Source organism: uncultured Vagococcus sp., from assembly GCF_963518325.1.
Lineage (GTDB): Bacteria > Bacillota > Bacilli > Lactobacillales > Vagococcaceae > Vagococcus_D.
Map to the genome: position 1 here is coordinate 1 of NZ_CAUQJB010000043.1, position 21262 is coordinate 21262.

The following is a 21262-nucleotide window of genomic DNA, read 5'->3' on the forward strand; positions in this document are numbered from 1 at the left end:
TAAAACAAAAATCGTTTTATACAACCTTGATTATTTAACTTTTTCAGCAGCCTCGTGTAAAGCAGTGAGTTTTTTTGTAACCTTGTTTGTTGAAGCGTATAATCAAGAGATGTAGAAAGGGTGAGGTAGATGATTTATTTGAAAAGAGTCTATGAAGAGGCGCCTTGGAAACAGATGGCTATCGAGTATTAATCGACCGATTATGGCCTCGTGGGATGAAAAAAGAAAGAGTCGCTATCGACTGTTGGGCGAAGGAGTTGACCCCTAGCAATGAATTACGAAAATGGTATCATCAATTTAAGGACCAGCAAGAGTTTAGTCGACGCTATCTTCAAGAGTTAGACGAGCGCCCAGAAACTCAAGACTTACTGCAAGAACTAGCAAACCGAAGTCAGACGGACACGATTACCTTAGTATACGCCGCAAAGGACCAAGTCACTAATCATGGGGTGATACTGCTTCAATTAATTGAGTCGCAGTTTAATGGGAAGATTGATCTTGTGGCAAACCGATTAGAGAGACAACAATCGGCTGGTAAAAAGGAATAAGTTAAATTTATCTAAAAGTCTCTAGACTTAAGAGACAAAAAGGCGGATTTACCCTAGACTAATGATTAGAGAAAGAATAGGTGAGACCGATGATTAGAGAGATGGTAACCAACGATATCCAGGAGTTTCCTTTATTATTCGCCAAACAGGGCTGGCAGAAATCAGCTGATATTTTTCAGAGGTACTACCATGAGCAAGAAAACAATCAGCGTAAGATCTTGGTCGCATTGGATAATCACAGTTTGATTGGTTATGTGACCCTTGTGCCAATTGCGACAGCGGGACCCTTTAAAGGGAGATACCCTGAAATCAAAGATTTTAATATTTTGGAAAAGTATCAGGGGCTAGGATATGGTAGAGCGTTGTTAGCGGCTGCCGAAACTCAAATTGCCAAAATCAGTGACGTGGCTACTATTGGCGTTGGTCTTCATAGTGGCTATGGCACTGCTCAAAGGCTGTATGTTCGTTCAGGTTATGTTCCTGATGGTAGCGGAGTCTGGTATCGAGATCATGTATTAGGACAGAATCAAGAATGTTTTAATGATGATGATTTGGTTCTATATTTAAGCAAGGCTTTAAGAGAAAACACAGATAGATCCTATTTCAAACCTAGAGGAGTGAATATGTGAAACAGCTAATTGATTATACGAGGGAACCTCTTATAGGGGACTTGAAACAAGATGTGATTGAGTTACTTGATGCTTATAACCAGTCAGCCGTTGCTCAGCATTCAATTCGTGTGGCGGAAGAAGCCAAAGGGTTGTGTCTCCAATATGGCTTACCTGGTGAATGGGGCTACACAGCTGGACTGCTTCACGATGTGAGTGTCATCGTTCCAAATGAAGAGCGGGTCAGCTTGTGTCAGTCACTAGGAATGGAGCTATTCGAGGAGGAAAGAAAGTTGCCGATGATTTTGCATCAACGCTTATCAAAGGAGATGGCTGAGACTTGTTTTAATATCGACAATCGGGAGATTGTTGAGGCGATTGAATGCCACACAACGTTGCGAGTGGAACCTTCTAGATTGGATTTGATTTTGTTTATTGCTGATAAAATTCAGTGGGATCAAGCTGATAAGGCCCCTTATTTAGATGGACTATTGCTGGCTTTGAATGTGTCTCTGGAAAAGGCCGCTCTGTACTATATTGAGTGGATGTTTGCTCAAGGGATGCCTGTAAAACATCCGTGGGTTCTTGAGGCAAAAGCTTGGCTAAACCAATAAAATTGTCTGAAACAGCCGCTTTTGCGACTGTTTTTTCTATTTTCTGCTTGAATAAGATGATTTTTTTGTGGTTTTAAAGTATACTTACATAGGAAGAAAATGAAAGTGAAGGTTTGCGAAATGGCTCAGTTATTTTTTAAATACGGCGCAATGAACAGTGGTAAAACCATTGAGATTTTAAAAGTTGCCCATAACTATGAAGAACAAAACAAGCGTGTAGTCTTAATGACGAGTGGCGTTGATACTCGAGATGGTATTGGTAAAGTCTCAAGTCGGATTGGCTTATCTCGAGAAGCGACACCGATTTTTAGTGAAACAGATGTCTATCAGTTTATTGAAGGCCTTGATTTTAAACCATACTGTGTGCTCATTGATGAATCGCAATTTTTAGAAAAGCATCATGTGGTGCAATTTGCAAGAATTGTGGATGAATTGGATATTCCAGTCATGGCTTTTGGTCTTAAAAATGATTTTCGAAATGAATTATTCGAAGGCTCAAAATACCTCTTGTTATATGCTGATAAATTAGAAGAGTTAAAAACCATCTGCTGGTTCTGTCATCGCAAAGCCATCATGAACTTGCGTTTATTAGACGGCAAGCCTGTTTATACGGGCGACCAAATCCAAATTGGTGGCAATGAATCCTATTACCCTGTTTGTCGAAAACATTACGTGGATCCGCACTTGTAGCGAAGCTTTAAATCCACTTTTAGTTAGACGCTTAAATGACATACATATACAGGTTTCGAGCTCACCGAGTCGCTGAAGTTAGGCTAATAATCATTTTTGAGGAAAATCTTAAAAACCAGCATCAGCCATCGAAGTGAAGCTTAAAGCTCAAAGGAAAAGGAGATTAATTATGTACGATCAACTACAATCAATTGAAAATCGTTACGAAGAGTTAGGTGAACTGTTAAGTGACCCGACTGTCGTCTCTGATACGAAACGTTTTATGGAATTATCGAAGGAAGAGGCCAGCACACGCGAGATGGTGGCTGTTTACCGTCGCTATAAAGAAGTGGTCGCTGGGATTGCTGAAACGGAGGAATTACTTGGTGAGAAACTGGATGCTGATATGCAGGAAATGGCCAAAGAAGAGTTATCTGATTTAAAGAAAGAAAAAGATGAAATTGAAGAGCACATTAAAGTCTTGTTGATCCCTAAAGATCCCAATGATGATAAAAACATCATCATGGAGATCCGTGGCGCTGCTGGTGGCGATGAAGCGGCTTTGTTTGCTGGGGATTTATTTGAAATGTATCAAAGTTACGCCTCGTCTCAAGGGTGGAAATTTGAAGTACTAGAAGCTAATATTACTGGGATTGGTGGCTATAAAGAAGTCATTGCCATGATTACCGGTGAAAATGTCTTCTCCAAATTGAAATATGAAAGTGGTGCTCATCGAGTTCAGCGAGTTCCTTCAACAGAATCCCAAGGTCGGGTGCATACGTCAACCGCGACTGTGGTTGTTTTACCGGAAGCAGAAGAGGTTGAACTAGAGTTAGCGGATAAAGATATCCGAGTGGATATTTATCATGCGAGTGGCGCCGGGGGGCAGCATGTCAATAAAACAGCCTCAGCCGTTCGTTTGACCCATTTACCAACGGGTATTGCGGTGGCGATGCAAGATCAACGCTCACAGCTACAAAACCGTGAAAAAGCGATGCAAATCTTGCGCGCACGTGTCTTTGATCAAATGCGTCAAGAATCACAAGATGAGTACGATGCAAGTCGCAAATCAGCTGTTGGAACGGGAGATCGCTCCGAACGAATCCGCACCTATAATTTTCCACAAAACCGGGTGACTGATCATCGAATTGGCTTGACTATTCAAAAATTAGACCGGATTTTGTCAGGGGATTTAGATGAAATTGTCGACGCCTTAATTATTTACGACCAAACAGCCAAATTGGAAGAGATGCAAAATGGCTAATTCGGATATGTTTTATTTTGAAGTCCTTAACTGGGCTTCTTCTTTTTTAGAAGAACACCAGAAAGAACCTTATGTAGCTGAATATTTAGTGCTAGAGCGACAGCAATGGACTAAGACTGATCTGGTTCGACATTATCGGCAACTGATGCCAGTGGCTGAATTAAATCAGCTTAAGACTGACCTGAACCTGGTTCTGGCAGATGTGCCACCACAGTACATCATTGGGTCATGTGAGTTTTATGGTCAACGGTTTACCGTCACAAGGGATACCTTGATTCCACGGCCGGAAACTGAAGAGCTAGTAGAGCTTTGTTTAAAAAAAAATGAGCGAGATCAGGAACTGAAGGTAATCGATGTGGGAACAGGGACGGGGGCAATTGCCCTAAGCTTAAAAAAACAAGCACCTGACTGGCAGCTGACGGCTGTTGATCTATCTAAGAAGGCTTTGGCTGTGGCGAAAGAGAACAGGGAAAAGCTACAATTAGAGGTCCGTTTTCTCCAAAGTGATTTATTAGCTGAGGTTGGTAGCGAGCAGTTTGATTTAATTATTTCTAATCCGCCTTATATCGGCCGTGATGAGTGGCAAGAGATGGATGTTAGCGTTCGTACTTATGAGCCAAAGTTAGCCTTGTTTGCAGAAGACAAAGGCTTAGCGCTTTACAGAAGGTTAGCTGAACAAGCTAAAGGTGTTATTAAATCCACAGGGAAAATCTATTTGGAAATTGGTTATCGGCAAGGTGAAGCGGTTCAAGAGATTTTTCAATTAGCATTCCCAACTAAAGATGTTATTGTTCACCAAGATTTAAATGGTCACGACCGAATGATTGAAGTCTGTGGATAACCTTGTGGATAAAAAATAATTTTTTTTCGTGTAAATATATAAAAGAACATACTAACAGCAAGTTTGAAAGTGGTTTAACTAGTTATTAACAGACTTATCAACACTTGACAAATGAGTTATCCCCAAAATGTGAGTAACTTGTTAAAAAGGTTGATAAATCAAGGGAAGTAAAAAAAGGAGTTGTGGATAACCTGTGGAAACAATATTTTATACTGGTGACTCGATCGCCGTGGCGGCTCAACTAATTCGTCAGGGAGAGTTAGTCGCTTTTCCGACTGAAACCGTTTATGGACTGGGGGCTGACGCGACTAATGAAGAGGCGATACATCGGGTTTATCAAGCCAAGGGTCGGCCCAGTGACAACCCTTTAATCGTTCACGTTCAAGGGTTGGATGACCTAAAACCTTTTGTGGATAACTTATCTGAGAAGGCCGAGTTACTGATGTCTCATTTTTGGCCAGGGCCTTTAACGTTGGTCTTTAAGATAAAAGAGGGCAGCCTTCCTAGTGCTGCAACGGGTGGGTTATCCACAGTTGCATTTAGAATGCCAAATAACATCATGACACTAAAGTTAATTGAAACAGCAGGTGTCCCAATTGTTGGTCCAAGTGCTAATACCTCTGGTAAACCAAGCCCTACAACTGCTCAGCATGTCTACCATGACCTTGCTGGAAAAATAGCTGGAATACTAGATGATGGACCAACTGAGATTGGTCTTGAATCGACAGTAGTAGATATGACAGCGGAGATACCTGTTATTTTAAGACCAGGGGCGGTGACCCTTGAAGCTTTGTCGGACTTGGTTGGTGAAGTGATTGTGGATCAGCATTTAACTACTGGAGAAGCACCAAAAGCGCCGGGAATGAAGTATCAGCATTATTCGCCAAATGCGCGAGTGTTGATGATTGATTGGCAAAAAAATAACTGGCAGGAAGCTCTTGACTGGGCGCGAGAAAATCAACTGTCTTGTGGCGTACTTGCCAATGGGAAGATCATCAAGACTCTACAGGCAAGTACCAACTATCAGTTAAGTGAGGGGCAGGATGTGCAGAAAGCTGGTCAACGCCTGTTTGCAGGTTTGCGAGCGCTGGATGAGCAGAAGGAGCCCATTGCTGTTATTTTTGCAGAAACTTATCCAGAAGAGGGAGCTGGCTTAGCGTACATGAATCGATTAAGGAAAGCTGCAAATCAGGAATATTTTGAAGGCTTTGAGACTAAAGCCGAATATTAAACGTTAATAAATTGTTTATCGTTAGTAAATACGGATGAAAATTGCATGTCAGTTTCATAATTGATTTAAATCTTAACTATTTTGCGAAATATTGTTGTTATGAAATTGATTCATAGACAATGAGTGTGTTACAATATAGAAAAGAAAAAGAGGTGTTGTGAAGAATGAGTTTTAAAGAACAAGATCAAGAGCTGTGGGATGCTGTTGCTAAAGAAAAAAATCGTCAAGAGCGTAATATTGAATTAATCGCTTCAGAAAACTTTGTGTCCGAAGGGGTCATGGCGGCACAAGGAAGTATTTTAACGAACAAATATGCTGAAGGTTATCCAGGTCGCCGTTATTATGGGGGCTGTGAATACGTTGATATTGTTGAGTCATTGGCAATTGATCGTGCCAAGCAATTATTTGATGCAAAATTTGCGAATGTTCAACCGCATTCTGGCTCACAAGCTAATACTGCGGCTTACATGGCCTTAATCGAACCTGGAGACACCGTTCTAGGAATGGACTTAACCCATGGTGGTCATTTAACTCATGGTTCTCCTGTTAACTTCAGCGGTAAAACCTATAATTTCCATCCTTATGGTGTTGATCCAGTCACAGAAGTAATTGATTATGAAGTCGTTCGGATTCGCGCTCGTGAAGTGAAACCTAAACTAATTGTGGCAGGAGCCAGTGCCTACGGCCGTCACATTGATTTTGCACGCTTCAAAGAAATTGCTGATGAAGTAGGGGCTAAATTATTAGTTGATATGGCTCATATTGCTGGTTTAGTTGCAGCAGGTCTGCATCAAAACCCAATGCCTTATGCTGATATTGTGACTACGACAACACATAAAACCTTACGAGGACCTCGTGGTGGCTTGATTTTAACCAATGATGAAGATTTGGCGAAAAAAATCAACAGTGCCATTTTCCCCGGTATTCAAGGTGGTCCATTGGAGCATGTGATTGCTGGTAAAGCGATTGCCTTCAAAGAAGCCTTAGACGAAGATTTCAAAGACTACCAAGAGCAAGTAATCGCCAATGCACAAGCCATGGTAAAGGCATTTAATCAAGCGCCTAAAGCTCGTGTTATTAGTGGTGCCACGGATAATCATCTACTATTAGTTGATGTGACTGGTTATGGTTTAAATGGTAAGGAAGCTGAAGAGATCCTTGATAAAGTCCATATCACTGTTAATAAAAATACAATTCCATTTGAAGTCCTAAGTCCATTTAAAACAAGTGGGATTCGCATTGGGACGCCAGCTGTGACGACACGAGGCTTCCGTGAAGCCAACGTTCGTCGAGTGGCTGAATTAATTGATGTCGCCTTAACAAACTATCAAGACGAAGAAGCCTTAGTTCGGGTTTCAAAAGAAATCAAAGCTATTACAGAGAAATTTCCACTTTATCGTTAAAAGTTTGAGTGATTGACTAGTCAATCACTCATTTTTGCTTTACAATAGGATAGGATAAAAACTAAGAGGGATATCAGACCTTCAAGAAAAGGAGAATCGCTATGGGAAAATTTCAAGTTATTGATCATCCATTAATTCAACACAAGTTAACAATCATTCGTGATAAAAACTGTGGAACAAAGGTATTTCGTGAGGTCGTTAATGAAATAGCCATGTTAATGGCATTTGAAGTATCTCGGGATATGCCATTAGAAGATATTGAAATTGAAACACCAATGGGTAAATCAACTCAAAAAACCTTAACGGGTAAAAAAGTTGCGATCATTCCCATTCTTCGTGCAGGGATTGGCATGGTAGACGGTATGTTAGAATTAATTCCAGCAGCTAAGGTTGGCCATATAGGGATGTATCGTGATCATGATACTTGGGAACCTGTTGAGTATTTTGTTAAACTCCCATCTGACATTGATACACGCCAATTATTTGTAGTCGACCCAATGTTGGCAACTGGTGGTTCAGCGATTTTAGCAGTTGACGCATTGAAAAAACGTGGCGGTAACAATATTAAATTTGTCTGTCTAGTGGCAGCTCCAGAAGGTGTTAAAGCTCTTCAAGATGCTCATCCAGATGTTGATATTTACACAGCTGGTCTAGACGATCACTTGAACGATGATGGCTATATCGTACCAGGTCTTGGCGATGCTGGTGACCGTTTATTCGGTACTAAATAATCTTTAGCAAAAAAAGCGAGAGCCTATGACTCATCGCTTTTTTTGATCGAGTAAGAGACGACGACTTCGTTTGTAAAAAAAATTAGACTTTTAGCTTGAATCTTTTAGCTAAATGTGTATAATGAAGTGATAATTGAAAATTTCATACTAAATGTTTTCTAGGGTTCCGCACAATGTGGTCTGGACCGAGAGAAAACTCGTAATAGTCATTGTTACGTCACGGAAGGATAAAAGCCTGGGAGATACTGTTTATGCAGTAGCCTCCTGGGCTTTTTTGCGTAGCAGGGTGTGGTTTTTGTTAAATAAAGTATTGGAGTGAACGTAAGATGGATAAAAATTGGATTAAAGTGGTGATAGCCGGAGTCTTTGAAGTCGGTTGGGTAGTAGGCTTGAAGCACTCAGCAACAATAGTGGAATGGGGATTAACCTTAGTGGCAATCTTTTTAAGTTTTTACTTGATGATCTCAGCCAGTGAAAAATTGCCTGTGGGAACCGTTTATGCGGTCTTTGTTGGGATCGGCACAACTGGGACGGTTATCTTAGACGCCTTATTATTTGGTCAAGCGCTTAGTGTGGTCAAGGTAGCATTGATTGTGGTGTTATTGGTGGGAGTAGTTGGGTTGAAATTAGTGACACCGACCGATAAAAGTGAGGTGAAAAGCTAATGGCTTGGATGGCTTTAGTAGCAGCAGGTTTATTTGAAATGGTTGGGGTATCCTTAATCAATAAGTTTAACTTAGAAAAAAATGCGAAATCATTGTGTCTGTTAATTGGGGCATTTGGCGTTAGTTTTATTCTATTATCTTATGCCATGGATAGCTTGGCTATGGGAACAGCCTATGCTGTTTGGACGGGAATAGGGGCCTCTGGTGGAGCCGTGTTAGGGATGTTGATTTACGGCGAGTCAAAGGATATTAAACGAATTTTATGCATCGGGTTAATTTTAGGTGCGGCAATCGGCTTAAAAATTATTTCCTAGTCAATGGAAAAATAAGCAAAAAACTCGTGAATCTGTTGAAAAATAGCAGATTCACGAGTTTTTATATTTAGTTTTTAATGGCCAAATCGTCATAGCTAACGACCATATTACCATTTGTTTGGAAAATAATATCTTTGTTGTCATTCGTTTCGAGAATTGAAACAATCGCTGAATTAGTCATTTGTTTGACAATGGTGCCATTGACTAAATCTCCTCTAAAATAAAATTTGACTTTTGTATCTGGAAGAAACTCCAAGCCAACTTCTGAGGCAATATTTTGTGTAGGTCTGAACATTTAAAAAGCCACTCCCTTTCTATCTTCAAAGAAAAACGCTTCATGTTACCTAACATTAATTATAGCATAAAATTAACTAAAAATCTATTCGTGTATTTTAATGTTCCTAATCAGGTTAATTTGAAGATAAGTATCGAATAACATGTATTATATGTTAACTAAGGCGTTAGTGGGCGATAAAAAAAGCTGACTAAATCAGCTTTCATAAGGGATAAATTAGATTGCTTTTAAATCTAAGGCAATTTCATCGGGAGATTTATCTGATACAGCACTTTCTATCAATAATTTATTGGTGTAAGAGCCACAATTTTCGCAAAAATAGGCGGCTGCCGGATTCGTATGTCCGCAGTCTTCATTTGTACACGTATTATATAAAGTAGTGCCGCATTTGATACAAAAATTGGCAATATCGGAGATATCTTCATTGCCACAAGCTTGGCATGGGTTAAAGCGGTTAGAAGTATTGACCATTTTGTTAACCTCCTTTTAATTAAATTATAGCAAGTTGGCGCCTAAAAGGAAAGAAATGTTCAAAAGAATTCAAAAGTTATGCTAGGTAATCTAAATTTAGTTGACTTTAAGTCGGTTTTTGATTTTTTTCTACTTATCTAAAGAATTAGAGCTGAAATTATGCTATAATTTGACGAAGTTACATTGTTTTTTTAGGTCATGCATATAGTATAATGGATAGTGTGCCACATAAAATTAGATAAATGAGGATTTATTATATGAAAGAAATGTTTAAAGATACTGGAATTGTTCTAGGAGTGTGTTTGTTATTTGCTGTGTTTATGGTTGCTTTCACCCCATACCCCGCAACGAGTTTGGTTCATTCTTTGTTTGCAAAGGGGGGCGTTGCAAAGGAACCAGCAGACTATAGTGAGTTGTTGGAAAAAGTGTCCCTAAAAGAGGATTTGACTTATGAGTCGTTGATTCCTCAAAATAAGTATGATTTAGTCACTCCCAAAGAGGGAGATAACTTTCCTGTCATTATATGGGTTCATGGTGGTGCATACGTCGGCGGACAAAAGTCAGACGTCTCTGTTTATGCCAATATGCTGGCGGCTGAAGGATACGCCGTGGTCAATATGGAGTACGATTTAGCCCCGAATACTCGGTATCCAGGGCCATTGGTACAGATGAATGATCTGTATAAAGAATTACAAAAAGTCAGTGATAAGTACTCATTAGATTTAAATCATTTGATTGTTGCGGGAGATTCAGCAGGTGGTCAGATTGCTTCACAATTTATTAATATCCAAATGAATGATCAATACAGCCAGGAATTAAATTTTTTGCAGGAAGTTCCTAAAAATACGATAAAGGGAGCTGTTTTATTTTGCTCGCCCTTTTCTTTAAATGAACTAGCAACCACTCGGCGTTTACCACTAGTTGATTATTTTATTCGTAATGTTGGTTGGGCGTATACTGGAAAAGCTGATTGGGCGAAATCTGACATTGCCAAAGAGGCAGATTTACTGAATGCCGTGACCGGTGATTTTCCGCAGACCTTTATAACGGATGGGAATAAAGGCTCATTTGAAGATCAGGCACAATCATTTGCTAAACTACTTGAGTCTCAAGGGACGGCTGTGACAACGGCATTTTATCCAATTAGTGAGGCTGAATTGACTCATGAATATCAATTTGATATGACACTTCCCCAATCACAAGAAACATTTGAGGCGTTAGTGGCTTTCTTAAAGGAGTTAGATTCCTAAACTTTTCTTAAATTTGTTAAGTGGCAGAGCAGTTTGCCTAACTTTCGTTATAATGAAGATGTGATGAGATAGGAAAGAGATGAAAAATGGAAAAAGTGAAATATAAATATAGTTTAGATAATCGCATTGATTACGGTATTATACTGCCAGTGTTCGTGCTGTCAATTATGGGCTTAGCCGCCTTATATGCGGCTTTAAGCAACGATCAAATGACCAAAGATATTATGACGCCTATGCTGAAACAGTTACTTTGGATATTAATTGGGGCCATTGCCGTGGTCATTTTGATGCAGTTTACTTCCAAGATGTTGTGGAAAATGACGCCAGTCTTTTATGTGCTAGGCTTGGGATTAATGACCTCATTGGTTTGGTTTCATGATGAAAACCTAGCTGCTTTAACAGGCTCGAAAAACTGGTTTAGTTTTGGTGGATTTACTTTTCAACCCTCGGAGTTAATGAAGATTGCCTATATTCTGATGTTGGCTTATGTTGTGACCCAACATAATTTGAAATATTTGCATACCATAAAAAATGACTTTCTTTTAATTGGAAAATTAATCGTCTTCACGATTCCGATTGTCATCTTATTGCAATTTCAACAGGATTTAGGGACGATGTTAGTGTATGTTGCTATTTTAGGTGGTATCTTTTTACTGTCAGGCATCTCATGGAAAATTGTTTTGCCGGCGATTATCGCTTTCATCTTATTAGCAGCTGGGATTATTTACTTAGTAACTCAAGATGCTGGTCGCGACTTCTTGTTTTCAATGGGGGTTAAACAATACCAGCTGGCGCGGATTGATTCGTGGCTTGATCCCTTTCATGATGCGACAGGGAATTCTATGCAACAAGCTCAAGCCCTAATTGCAATCGGCTCAGGCGGCATGTTTGGTAAAGGGTTTAATGTATCAGAAGTGTATGTTCCCGTTAGAGAGTCAGATATGATTTTCACGATTATCGGTGAAAATTTTGGTTTTGTCGGTGGCACATTGATGATTTTGATGTATTTTATCTTAATTTATCGGATGATTCGGGTTTGTTTTGATACGAACAATGAATTTTATGCGTATATTGCAACAGGGATTATCATGATGATCCTATTTCATGTTTTTGAGAACATCGGTTCTAACATTGGCTTACTGCCTTTGACGGGGATTCCTCTGCCATTTGTCAGTCAAGGTGGTTCTTCTTTATTAGGGAATATGATTGGTGTTGGCATCGTCATGTCGATGCGTTTCCAACAAGACGATTATCAGAAATTTAGATAGAGTAAGGGCAGTCTTTGACTGTTCTTTTTTTGCCTGCTGCAAGTCAAATAAAGTCCTCTGTTTTTGAAAGGATCTAGTTGTCGGGAAAGATATCAAGTGAGAGATTTTTAGGTCAGCCTTTAGCTTTGCTTTCAATTTATGTTATACTATTTATAGATAATTATAGAAAGAGGGATTAGATGGTAAATTTTTATTGGTATCCTAAGTGTTCAACATGTAGAAAAGCAAAAGCATGGTTAGACGAAAACAACGTTCAATACAAAACAATCGACATGATTGAGACGCCTCCAGCTAAAGAGCAGTTAGTGGAGTGGATGGAAGCAAGTGACTTACCAGTTCGTCGTTTCTTTAATACAAGTGGAGCCCGTTATCGTGAACAAGGGTTAAAAGAGATTGTTAATGGTTTTTCTAATGAAGAAGCTGCTGGTCGTCTAACGAAAGATGGCATGCTGATTAAACGCCCTATTATGGAGAAGGCTGGCCATCAAGTATTACTTGGATTTAAAGAGCAGGATTATGCTGAATTATTAAAATAAGCCATAAATAGGAGTTTGTTATGAAAAAAATTGTGAATAAACAAATCTGGGTGACTAAAGAAGGAAACACCTTAGCAATTGGGTTAACTAACGATGGTCAAGACGACTTTGGTAGTGTGTCTTTTGTCAGTCTGCCAAAAATTGGCGACAAATTGGAAGTCGGAGATTCCTTTGCAGAAATTGAGGCTGAAAAAGCAGTGACTGAGCTAGTGACTCCTGTTTCTGGCACTGTTGCTTCAATTAACCAGGAAGCCTTGGAAGATGCCTCATCCTTAGATGTTAAAAATGAAAATTTTGCTTGGATGATTGTGTTAACGGACATTGATGAAAAAGAATTCGATAATTTAGTTTGACAAATTTGAAACAACTTGTTAAAATGAGACACAATAAATGGAAAAGCTTTGAAAAGAAGAGTACTTCTCAAAAGTGTTTACAAGAGAGCCCCTATTGGTGGAAAAGGGCAGCAGGATTGAGTGGGAAGATGGTCTTTGAGCTGAGTAGATGAGCATTCGTAAGTCTATTCCGTCGACACCCGTTAACGTGTAGCAGTATCAGGCTAAGCCTTGTACTGATTGAGGTTATTATTGTGAGATAATAACAAATAAAGGTGGTAACACGAAACGTCAAACGTTCGTCCTTGTTGAATAACAAGGGTGGACGTTTTTTTTATTCGTGTCTGAGACAAAAAGAAAGTAGTGTGAAATGAATGGCGCTCATTGAATTGAAGCAAGTATCAAAAGAGTTTAGAGGCAAAAACGGAACAGTAACAGCGGTATCTGATGTTAATTTTTCTGTGGAAGAAGGAGAAATTTTTGGCATTGTAGGCTATTCTGGTGCAGGTAAAAGTACGTTAGTCCGTTTGTTAAATGGTTTAGAAGCTCCTACTTCTGGCCAAGTACTAATCGATCAAGAAGATGTTGCTGCCTTAAGCGGTAAAAAACTGCGTGAATTCCGTAAAGAGATTGGCATGATTTTTCAACATTTCAATTTATTATGGTCACGGACCGTGATTGAAAATATTACCCTGCCCTTGGAATTAAGCCGCTTGTCTAAGAGGGAACGAGAAAATAAGGCCTTGGATCTGATCAAATTAGTTGGCTTAGATGGTAGGGAAGATGCTTATCCAAGTCAGTTATCAGGGGGGCAAAAACAGCGGGTAGGAATTGCCAGAGCTCTGGCAAACGATCCTAAAATTCTCCTTTGTGATGAGGGCACAAGTGCTCTTGATCCTCAAACAACGGATGAGGTCTTGGACTTGTTAGCATCGATCAATCAGCAGTTAGGTTTAACAATTGTTCTGATTACCCATGAGATGCATGTTATTCGTAAAATATGCCATAAAGTAGCCGTAATGGAAACAGGAAAAATTGTGGAACAGGGGGATGTTTTGGAAGTCTTTAGCAACCCTAAACAAGAAGTGACCAAACGCTTTGTGCAACAAGAGACAGTGCCTGAAACCGGCAATAATCCTGATGCCTTAAGTTTCTTAGCTGAAACGTTTGCTGAAGGTCGGATCGTTCAGCTGACATTTGAAGGGAATAAGGCCCGAAGTCCGATTATTTCAAACGTAATTCGTCACTGTCAAATTGATGTCAATGTGATTCAAGGGCAGATTCAACAGACCCAAACCAGTTCTTTTGGTACCTTGATTGTAGAAGTGACCGGGCCCGAAGCAGAAATTGACAAGGCCATTCAATTCTTTAAAGAAGAAGGCGTTGGCGTGGAGGTTGGACAAGCATGAAAAAAACATTAACAGAACAGTACTTTGATTTTAGTCAATTGGATTCTGAAAAATTTATTAAAGCAACAAAGGAAACTCTTTATATGACAAGTGTTTCAATGGTTTTTGTGATTATCATTGGCTTATTATTGGGGCTATTGCTTTATTATTTAGGCAAAAGCAAAGACAATAACCTGACGAAAGTTCTATATAATGTGATTTCGATCATTAGTAACATTTGCCGCTCAGTTCCTTTTATCATCTTGATTATTTTACTAATTCCGATTACTAAAGTATTGATAGGCTCTTTCTTAGGTCCAAAAGCGGCCATTTTACCTTTGGTAATCTCAGCGGCCCCATTCTTTGGTCGCCTGGTTGAAATGGCTTTTAGAGAAGTTGATAGTGGTGTCTTAGAGGCATCTGATGCTATGGGTGCCAATCGTCTACAAGTCATTTTCAAAGTGCTGATACCGGAAAGTATGCCTGCCTTAATTTCAGGGGCGACAGTGACGACGATTACGATGATTGGGTTCACAGCCATGGCTGGGGCAATTAGTGCCGGTGGTCTTGGTGACTTGGCTTATCGAGAAGGCTTTACAGGTAATAAACCAACCGTCACCTTATTTGCTACGATTGGTATCTTGATAATTGTGTTTATCATTCAAGGAATCGGCGATGTTGCTGTTAAACGAATGGATAAACGTTAATTATATAAAAAGTAAAAGTGGAGGGGATTTAGTATGAAAAAGAAATTACTCGGGATTTTAGCTGTTTCAGCTTTAGCGCTAGCTTTAGTGGGCTGTGGCAACAAGGATAAGGCCGCAACCGATGGTAGCAAGAAAGAAACAACCACATTGAAAGTTGGGGCATCACCAACGCCCCATGCTGAGATTTTAGAATTTGTGAAACCGCAACTGGAAAAAGAAGGCATTGAGTTAGAAGTTGTCCCATTTAACGATTACGTGTTACCAAATAAAGCATTGGAAGAAAAGGAAATTGATGCTAATTACTTCCAACATATTCCATTTTTTGATTTAACAGTTAAAGAAAGTGGTTACGATGATTTTGTTAACAAAGGCGCGATTCACATTGAATTAATGGCTTTGTATTCTCAACGTATCAAAGACATTAAAGACTTAAAAGATGGCGCGACGATTATTACCAGTAACTCTGAATCGGATTGGGGCCGGATCATCACGATGCTTCAAGATGAAGGTCTTGTTAAAGTTAAAGAGGGAACGGACTTAACAACTGCTACTTTTGATGATATTGAGGAAAACCCTAAAAATCTGAAATTTAATCATGACGTGAATCCAGAGCTATTGGCAGCCACTTATGAAAATGATGAGGCTGATTTAGTGGCAATTAACGCGAACTTTGCGGGTGGCATCGACTTATCACCGGAAAAAGATGGTGTGATTGTTGAAAAAGATAACTCACCTTATGGCAATATTTTAGCGGTGCGGACTGACAATGAAAACGACCCGGCCATTGAAGCGTTGTTTAACGCCTTGCGTTCTAAAGAAACTCAAGACTGGATCACTGAGAAGTGGGACGGTAAGATAAAACCTGTTAGTGACTAATAATAAATTATTATAGCATCGTTCTAAAAAAACTACTCATTACGTGAGTAGTTTTTTTCTTTGGATAACGATTGTTCCATTATCTTTTTAGGGGTTGTGATTGAAAACACAGCATGCTATTGAGAATGACTTATGTTAAAATAAGAAGCGAGATACCTTAAAATCAGTCTTGGTTGAAAGCCAATTAAAAAAGAGAGCGTATTCAGCTGAGTTTTATTGCCAAAGTATCAGTCAGCAAGTGACGTTATTTTCAATTCAAAAGTTTGCGGAATGATTCAAAAGAGATTAGACTATTAACAGTGAATAAAATGAGAATAGGATGAGACAACATGTATCAAGTAATTGTAACTTACAGTGAAAATGAACCATGGTGGTTTTTTGATGACTGGCAGGATGATATTGTCGAAGAACAAGTCTTCGATAATTTAGCTAGCGCCAAATTGGCTTATGCTGAAAAATTTTCCCAATTGAAGGAAGAATATAGTATGATGAGAGAGAAGCCGGATTGTTTAACGGCATTCTGGAATGAAGGAGAATTTGCTTATTGTGATGACTGTGATGAGGATCTCCAACAATATAAAGGCTTAATGCTTCTGAAAAACTGTTTAAAATTATCAGAAGATGGAAAGGATAGCGATGAAACAATTAATTATCGCGGAAAAACCAAGTGTTGCAAGAGATTTAGCTAAGGTACTTGGGGCTACGCAAAAGAATAAAAGTTATATTGAAGGCCCGAATGTGATTGTGACTTGGGCTCTGGGGCATTTATTAGGATTAAAGATGCCAGAGGACTACAATAAAGACTGGTCTGCTTGGAGTATGGAGACGTTACCGATGATTCCTAAACGAGTAGGGATTAAACCACTACCCAAAACAGGTCATCAGCTAAAGGCCATCAGTCAGTTGGCTAAACGGAAAGATGTGAAAGAAGCAGTCATTGCGACCGACGCTGGACGTGAAGGTGAATTAGTGGCGCGTTGGATATTAGAATACGTCCGTTTTGATAAGCCTGTTAAACGGTTGTGGATTTCTTCCCAAACAACAAAAGCCATTAAAGACGGGTTTAAAAAATTGGAACCTAGTCAAAAATATGACAATTTGTATCACTCAGCTTTGGCCCGGGCAGAGGCTGATTGGTTAGTTGGCTTGAACGTCACCAGAGCTTTGACTGTTAAATATGAAGACAGTTTATCGGCGGGACGTGTGCAAACACCAACTTTGGCTTTAGTCCGTAGTCAGGAAGAGAAAATTGAAACCTTCCGACCAGAAAACTTTTTTACCATTGACTTAGTTTACCAAGGGGCAAAAGGACGATTGCAATTAAAGAATCCTCGTCAATTAAAAGAACGAGTTCAAGCCGATGAGTTATTGGCGAAACTGACCTCTAAAAGTGGGAAAGTGACCAGTGTTAAAAATAAAACCAAAACAGAACCGGCCCCACTACCTTACGATTTGACAGAAATTCAACGGGATGCCAATCAGCGTTACGGGTTTTCGGCGAAAAAAACTTTGTCACTGGTTCAAAGTTTATATGAAATCCACAAAGTCGTGACCTATCCTCGGACAGACTCCAAATATTTGACGATGGATATGAAAGCCACGATGAAAGAACGGCTTCAAGCAGTAGCAAGCTATTACCCAGAGGAAGCGAAAAAGTATATTCGCACAGGTGCTCAAGTTAAAGTGACAAAAGTATTTCAGGATAGCAAAGTGACGGATCACCATGCCTTGATACCAACAGAACAAGCAGCCCGTCCAGAAAAAATGGACAACGATGAGCAAAAAATTTATCAGATGATTACGCTGCGTTTCTTGGGCTTATTTGCTGACAGCCATGTTTCCAATCAACAAACCATTGAAGCGAAGATTGACCAAGAACTGTTTGTATTTAGACAAAGTAAAATAGAAACAATCGGCTGGAAAACAAGTGCTAAAGAAGAGAATGAAAAACAAGTTGAGTTTAAAGAAGGCATGACCCTGCCTGCTAATTTTACGATTAATAAAGAAATGACCAGTCCACCAAGTCCTTTAAATGAAGGGACCCTACTTGGAGGCATGGAGAAACACAATTTAGGTACGCCAGCGACTCGGGCTGAAATTATTGAGAAATTAATTAAGTCTGAATTAATGGAACGAACCAATAGCCGTTTGACAGTTAGTCCAAAAGGTAAACAGTTATTAAAATTGGTTAATCCTTCGTTGGTCTCACCGGATTTGACTGAAAAGTGGGAAAAAGCCTTGGAAGAAATCGCTCATGGTAAACGAAAGAGCCAAGATTTTATTAAGGAGATTGAACGTGATACTGAGAGATTAGTAAAGGAAATCAAAGTCAGCGATAAGAAATATACCGACTTTTCCATCACGTCTAAAGAATGTCCAGATTGCGGGTCACCTCTTCGTGAGCGAAATACCCGCGATGGTAAAGTGTTTGTCTGTACCAGTGAGAGTTGTTCTTACCGTCGCCGTAAAGATCCGAAGGTCTCCAATAAGCGTTGTCCTCAATGCCACCGCAAGATGGAGATTCATGAAGGTAAGAACGGTGAGTTTTTCAAGTGCAAGTACTGTGTGATTACGGAGAAAATTCCGACAGGCAAAGAACGCAAGAAAAAAATGACCAAACATGAAGAAAAGAAATTACTGAAACAATACAGCCAGCCAACAGAGGTCGAAGAGAGTCCTCTGGCTTTAGCTCTGAAAGCAGCGATGAAAGATCAGTAATTAATGCCAAAAGGAAAGAGAGAATAAGAAGTTATTTATTCTCTTTTTTCGTGTATAATAGGGAAGTAACGGTCATCGATGGTGACTGCTAGATATAGAAGGGGAGGTTTGAGATGGCGAAGAAGAAAAACACCCGTGCGAAGATGACTAAAAAGCAGCAAGCGCAACAAGAGCGAATGGTTTATTTATTTATTGGCATTATTTTTGTTTTGTTTGGTTTATTCGGCACGTTAAAACTTGGCTTTCTCGGCATATTAATTGCAAATGTGTTTCGTTTTATCGCAGGAAATACCTATCCTGTGTTGGGCGTTTTACTGATTATATACGGTTTGCTTTTAGTGTTTATGGGGAAAGAATTAAAATTTAAAAAGAAAAAATTAGTAATTGGTGCGATGGTTTTTTATTGTGGTCTGTTAATGTTGCTACATGCTTGGCTATTTAAAGCTGCTTTACCAGATGTGAACATCATCAGTGTAACCTGGCAAAAATTATTCACGGAGATTCGAGGCAATGTGATCAATGAATCGGTCGGCGGTGGGATGATAGGGGCAGTCCTTTATGGCACTAGCTACTTCCTTGTGTCTCAGTTAGGAACCTATTTAATTGCAGGACTGCTGATGTTAATCGGAGGCTTTCTAATTGCGGATATTCACTGGTTCCAAGTAGTTGATTTCTTAAAAATTGGTGGCTCGAAATTAGGATCAAATTTAAGCGAACGCCAAGCAAAGTTAGCCGAAAAACGAGAAATCAAAGCGGCGCAAAAAGCCGAGGCAGCTGAAAAACAAAGGTTAGCTGATGAGGCTGCTGCTGAAGAGGCACGCAAAAATAGTGTCCGTGATTTATCGCCAGGGGAGCAATTGGCTCGTTCAGAAGTAGCGGAAACGATTATCGAGAAGCACGATGAACCAGAGCAGTTAGCTTTGGAAATTGATAGCTATCAAAATCAATATCAAACTGAGGCAAAAGAACCAATTAAGCGAACACCGGCTAAAAAAGCGAACGAAGTATCTGACGAAGAGTTGGAATTTGAAATTCCTGAAGAAACGGAAGACAGAGACTATTTATTGCCACCTTCTGATATTCTCAATGAGATTCCTTTAACGGATCAAAGTGATGAGTATTCATCGATTGAAAAAAATGTCGGCGTCTTAGAGAATACCTTTAAGAGCTTTGGCGTAGATGCTAAAGTGGTGCGTGCCAGCTTAGGTCCGTCAGTGACCAAGTATGAGATTCAGCCAGCGGTTGGGGTAAAAGTTAGTAAAATTGTGGGCTTAACAGATGACTTGGCCTTAGCTTTAGCCGCGAAGGATATCCGAATGGAGGCACCGATCCCAGGGAAGTCTCTGATTGGTATCGAGGTGCCCAACAATGCAGTGAGCACCGTTTCGTTCCGTGATATTATCGAAGCTCAGCCTAAGCACGATGACAACTTGTTGGAAGTGCCTCTAGGACGAGATATCTCAGGCTCAGTTATTTCAGCAGATTTGGCTAAAATGCCCCATTTACTGATTGCAGGTTCCACAGGGAGTGGTAAATCGGTTTGTATTAATGGGATTATTACGAGTATCCTGATGCGTGCGAAGCCCCATGAAGTTAAAATGATGATGATTGATCCGAAAATGGTGGAGCTAAATGTCTACAATGGCATTCCTCATCTTTTAACGCCAGTTGTGACTAATCCTCGTAAAGCGGCTCAAGCGCTGCATAAAGTGGTAACAGAGATGGAACGTCGTTACGAATTATTTGCTGGCAGTGGTGTTAGAAATGTGACGGGTTATAATCAATTGGTCATGCAACACAATATGGAAGACGGTGATAATCGTCCAGTTCTGCCTTTTATTGTCGTGATTGTTGATGAGTTAGCGGACTTGATGATGGTTGCCAGTAATGAAGTCGAAGACGCCATTACTCGACTTGCTCAAATGGCACGAGCTGCTGGGATTCATATGATTCTAGCGACTCAACGACCAAGTGTCGATGTTATTACGGGGATCATTAAGGCCAATGTGCCATCGAGAATTGCGTTTGCCGTTTCAAGTGGAACGGATTCGCGGACGATTATCGACAGTAATGGAGCTGAGAAATTGCTGGGACGAGGGGATATGCTCTTCCTGCCAATGGGTGAAAATAAACCGATTCGGGTTCAAGGAGCTTTTATCTCTGACTCGGAAGTTGAAGACATCGTTAGTTTTGTTACAGAACAGCAAGGTGCCGATTATCAGGAAAGCATGATGCCAAGTGATGAACCGAGTGGCGGCTCTGGCAATGGTGAGCCTCTTGATGAATTATATGATGAGGCAGTTGCTCTAGTGATTGAAATGGACACAGCTAGTATTTCCATGCTACAAAGACGTTTCCGAGTTGGCTATAATCGAGCAGCTCGAATCGTTGATCAAATGGAGGAGCAGGGAGTTGTGGGTCCACCGGAAGGCAGCAAGCCGCGGAAAGTATTAGTAAGCTTTATGCCAGAAGAAGAGCCCACGGGCCAGGAAAGTTTAGATATTTAAAAAGAAGCCTGACCAACGAATACATC

The 21262-nt window shown here is 40.0% G+C and carries 23 protein-coding genes, 1 riboswitch and 1 other annotated feature; of the genes, 21 read left to right on the plus strand and 2 right to left on the minus strand.

Features of this window, described 5'->3' with window-relative positions:
- The first annotated feature begins 164 nt into the window (after positions 1 to 164).
- From RWN13_RS21435 to RWN13_RS21485, 11 genes are all read left to right on the plus strand, one after another.
- Entirely contained in the window at positions 165 to 548 is a 384-nt protein-coding gene (locus RWN13_RS21435) for a DUF488 family protein (protein WP_314067849.1), read from the plus strand.
- An 89-nt stretch (positions 549 to 637) separates the two neighbouring features.
- Complete coding sequence (locus RWN13_RS21440; protein WP_314067850.1) at positions 638 to 1177, plus strand: GNAT family N-acetyltransferase; 540 nt, start codon at positions 638 to 640, stop codon at positions 1175 to 1177.
- A complete protein-coding gene (locus tag RWN13_RS21445) occupies positions 1174 to 1770 on the plus strand; it encodes an HD domain-containing protein (RefSeq protein WP_314067851.1) in 597 nt (198 codons plus the stop codon). The genes RWN13_RS21440 and RWN13_RS21445 overlap by 4 nt, the downstream gene beginning before the upstream one ends.
- Positions 1771 to 1890: 120 nt before the next feature.
- Positions 1891 to 2460 (plus strand): thymidine kinase, encoded by a 570-nt coding sequence (locus tag RWN13_RS21450; protein ID WP_314067853.1) that lies wholly within the window; start codon positions 1891 to 1893, stop codon positions 2458 to 2460.
- 169 nt (positions 2461 to 2629) lie between these two features.
- Positions 2630 to 3703: a peptide chain release factor 1 gene (gene prfA / locus RWN13_RS21455; protein WP_314067854.1), complete on the plus strand. Its 1074-nt coding sequence runs from the start codon at positions 2630 to 2632 to the stop codon at positions 3701 to 3703.
- Positions 3696 to 4544 (plus strand): peptide chain release factor N(5)-glutamine methyltransferase, encoded by an 849-nt coding sequence (gene prmC, locus RWN13_RS21460; RefSeq protein WP_314067855.1) that lies wholly within the window; start codon positions 3696 to 3698, stop codon positions 4542 to 4544. Before prfA ends, prmC begins: the two co-directional genes overlap by 8 nt.
- Before the next feature lie 193 nt (positions 4545 to 4737).
- Complete coding sequence (locus tag RWN13_RS21465; RefSeq protein ID WP_314067857.1) at positions 4738 to 5775, plus strand: L-threonylcarbamoyladenylate synthase; 1038 nt, start codon at positions 4738 to 4740, stop codon at positions 5773 to 5775.
- A gap of 164 nt (positions 5776 to 5939) precedes the next feature.
- Entirely contained in the window at positions 5940 to 7178 is a 1239-nt protein-coding gene (gene glyA, locus RWN13_RS21470) for a serine hydroxymethyltransferase (protein WP_314067859.1), read from the plus strand.
- Between the two features lie 101 nt (positions 7179 to 7279).
- Entirely contained in the window at positions 7280 to 7909 is a 630-nt protein-coding gene (gene upp / locus RWN13_RS21475; protein WP_314067860.1) for a uracil phosphoribosyltransferase, read from the plus strand.
- 147 nt (positions 7910 to 8056) lie between these two features.
- Positions 8057 to 8153: riboswitch (guanidine-I (ykkC/yxkD leader) on the plus strand.
- Positions 8154 to 8235: 82 nt separating this feature from the next.
- A complete protein-coding gene (locus RWN13_RS21480; protein ID WP_314067861.1) occupies positions 8236 to 8574 on the plus strand; it encodes an SMR family transporter in 339 nt (112 codons plus the stop codon).
- On the plus strand, positions 8574 to 8888 hold the full coding sequence (locus RWN13_RS21485; RefSeq protein WP_314067863.1) for a multidrug efflux SMR transporter: 315 nt from the start codon (positions 8574 to 8576) through the stop codon (positions 8886 to 8888). The genes RWN13_RS21480 and RWN13_RS21485 overlap by 1 nt, the downstream gene beginning before the upstream one ends.
- Before the next feature lie 67 nt (positions 8889 to 8955).
- Here the strand turns inward: RWN13_RS21485 and RWN13_RS21490 are convergent, their stop codons facing one another.
- Positions 8956 to 9183, minus strand: coding sequence for a hypothetical protein (locus RWN13_RS21490; protein ID WP_314067864.1), 228 nt, complete (start codon positions 9181 to 9183; stop codon positions 8956 to 8958).
- Positions 9184 to 9399: 216 nt separating this feature from the next.
- Complete coding sequence (locus tag RWN13_RS21495; RefSeq protein WP_314067866.1) at positions 9400 to 9654, minus strand: double zinc ribbon domain-containing protein; 255 nt, start codon at positions 9652 to 9654, stop codon at positions 9400 to 9402.
- Between the two features lie 257 nt (positions 9655 to 9911).
- Here RWN13_RS21495 and RWN13_RS21500 point away from each other — a divergent pair, with 257 nt between their 5' ends.
- The 10 genes from RWN13_RS21500 (at position 9912) to RWN13_RS21545 (ending at position 21236) form a co-directional block, all read left to right on the plus strand.
- Positions 9912 to 10904, plus strand: a complete 993-nt coding sequence (locus RWN13_RS21500) for an alpha/beta hydrolase (protein WP_314067868.1) — start codon at positions 9912 to 9914, stop codon at positions 10902 to 10904.
- 86 nt (positions 10905 to 10990) lie between these two features.
- Entirely contained in the window at positions 10991 to 12172 is a 1182-nt protein-coding gene (locus tag RWN13_RS21505) for an FtsW/RodA/SpoVE family cell cycle protein (RefSeq protein WP_314067870.1), read from the plus strand.
- A gap of 179 nt (positions 12173 to 12351) precedes the next feature.
- Positions 12352 to 12708, plus strand: a complete 357-nt coding sequence (locus RWN13_RS21510; RefSeq protein ID WP_314067872.1) for an arsenate reductase family protein — start codon at positions 12352 to 12354, stop codon at positions 12706 to 12708.
- A 20-nt stretch (positions 12709 to 12728) separates the two neighbouring features.
- Positions 12729 to 13061, plus strand: a complete 333-nt coding sequence (locus tag RWN13_RS21515; protein ID WP_314067873.1) for a glycine cleavage system protein H — start codon at positions 12729 to 12731, stop codon at positions 13059 to 13061.
- A 39-nt stretch (positions 13062 to 13100) separates the two neighbouring features.
- Positions 13101 to 13350 (plus strand) — a binding site (T-box leader).
- A 64-nt stretch (positions 13351 to 13414) separates the two neighbouring features.
- Positions 13415 to 14449: a methionine ABC transporter ATP-binding protein gene (locus tag RWN13_RS21520; RefSeq protein ID WP_314067874.1), complete on the plus strand. Its 1035-nt coding sequence runs from the start codon at positions 13415 to 13417 to the stop codon at positions 14447 to 14449.
- Positions 14446 to 15135: a methionine ABC transporter permease gene (locus tag RWN13_RS21525; RefSeq protein ID WP_314067876.1), complete on the plus strand. Its 690-nt coding sequence runs from the start codon at positions 14446 to 14448 to the stop codon at positions 15133 to 15135. Before RWN13_RS21520 ends, RWN13_RS21525 begins: the two co-directional genes overlap by 4 nt.
- 33 nt (positions 15136 to 15168) lie before the next feature.
- The gene (locus RWN13_RS21530) at positions 15169 to 16011 is read left to right on the plus strand and encodes a MetQ/NlpA family ABC transporter substrate-binding protein (RefSeq protein ID WP_314067877.1); all 843 of its coding nucleotides are present in this window, start codon (positions 15169 to 15171) and stop codon (positions 16009 to 16011) included.
- A 329-nt stretch (positions 16012 to 16340) separates the two neighbouring features.
- Positions 16341 to 16700, plus strand: coding sequence for a DUF1033 family protein (locus RWN13_RS21535; RefSeq protein WP_314067878.1), 360 nt, complete (start codon positions 16341 to 16343; stop codon positions 16698 to 16700).
- Entirely contained in the window at positions 16648 to 18729 is a 2082-nt protein-coding gene (locus RWN13_RS21540; RefSeq protein WP_314067879.1) for a DNA topoisomerase III, read from the plus strand. Before RWN13_RS21535 ends, RWN13_RS21540 begins: the two co-directional genes overlap by 53 nt.
- Positions 18730 to 18842: 113 nt before the next feature.
- A complete protein-coding gene (locus RWN13_RS21545; RefSeq protein ID WP_314067880.1) occupies positions 18843 to 21236 on the plus strand; it encodes a DNA translocase FtsK in 2394 nt (797 codons plus the stop codon).
- The last annotated feature ends 26 nt before the right edge of the window (positions 21237 to 21262 follow it).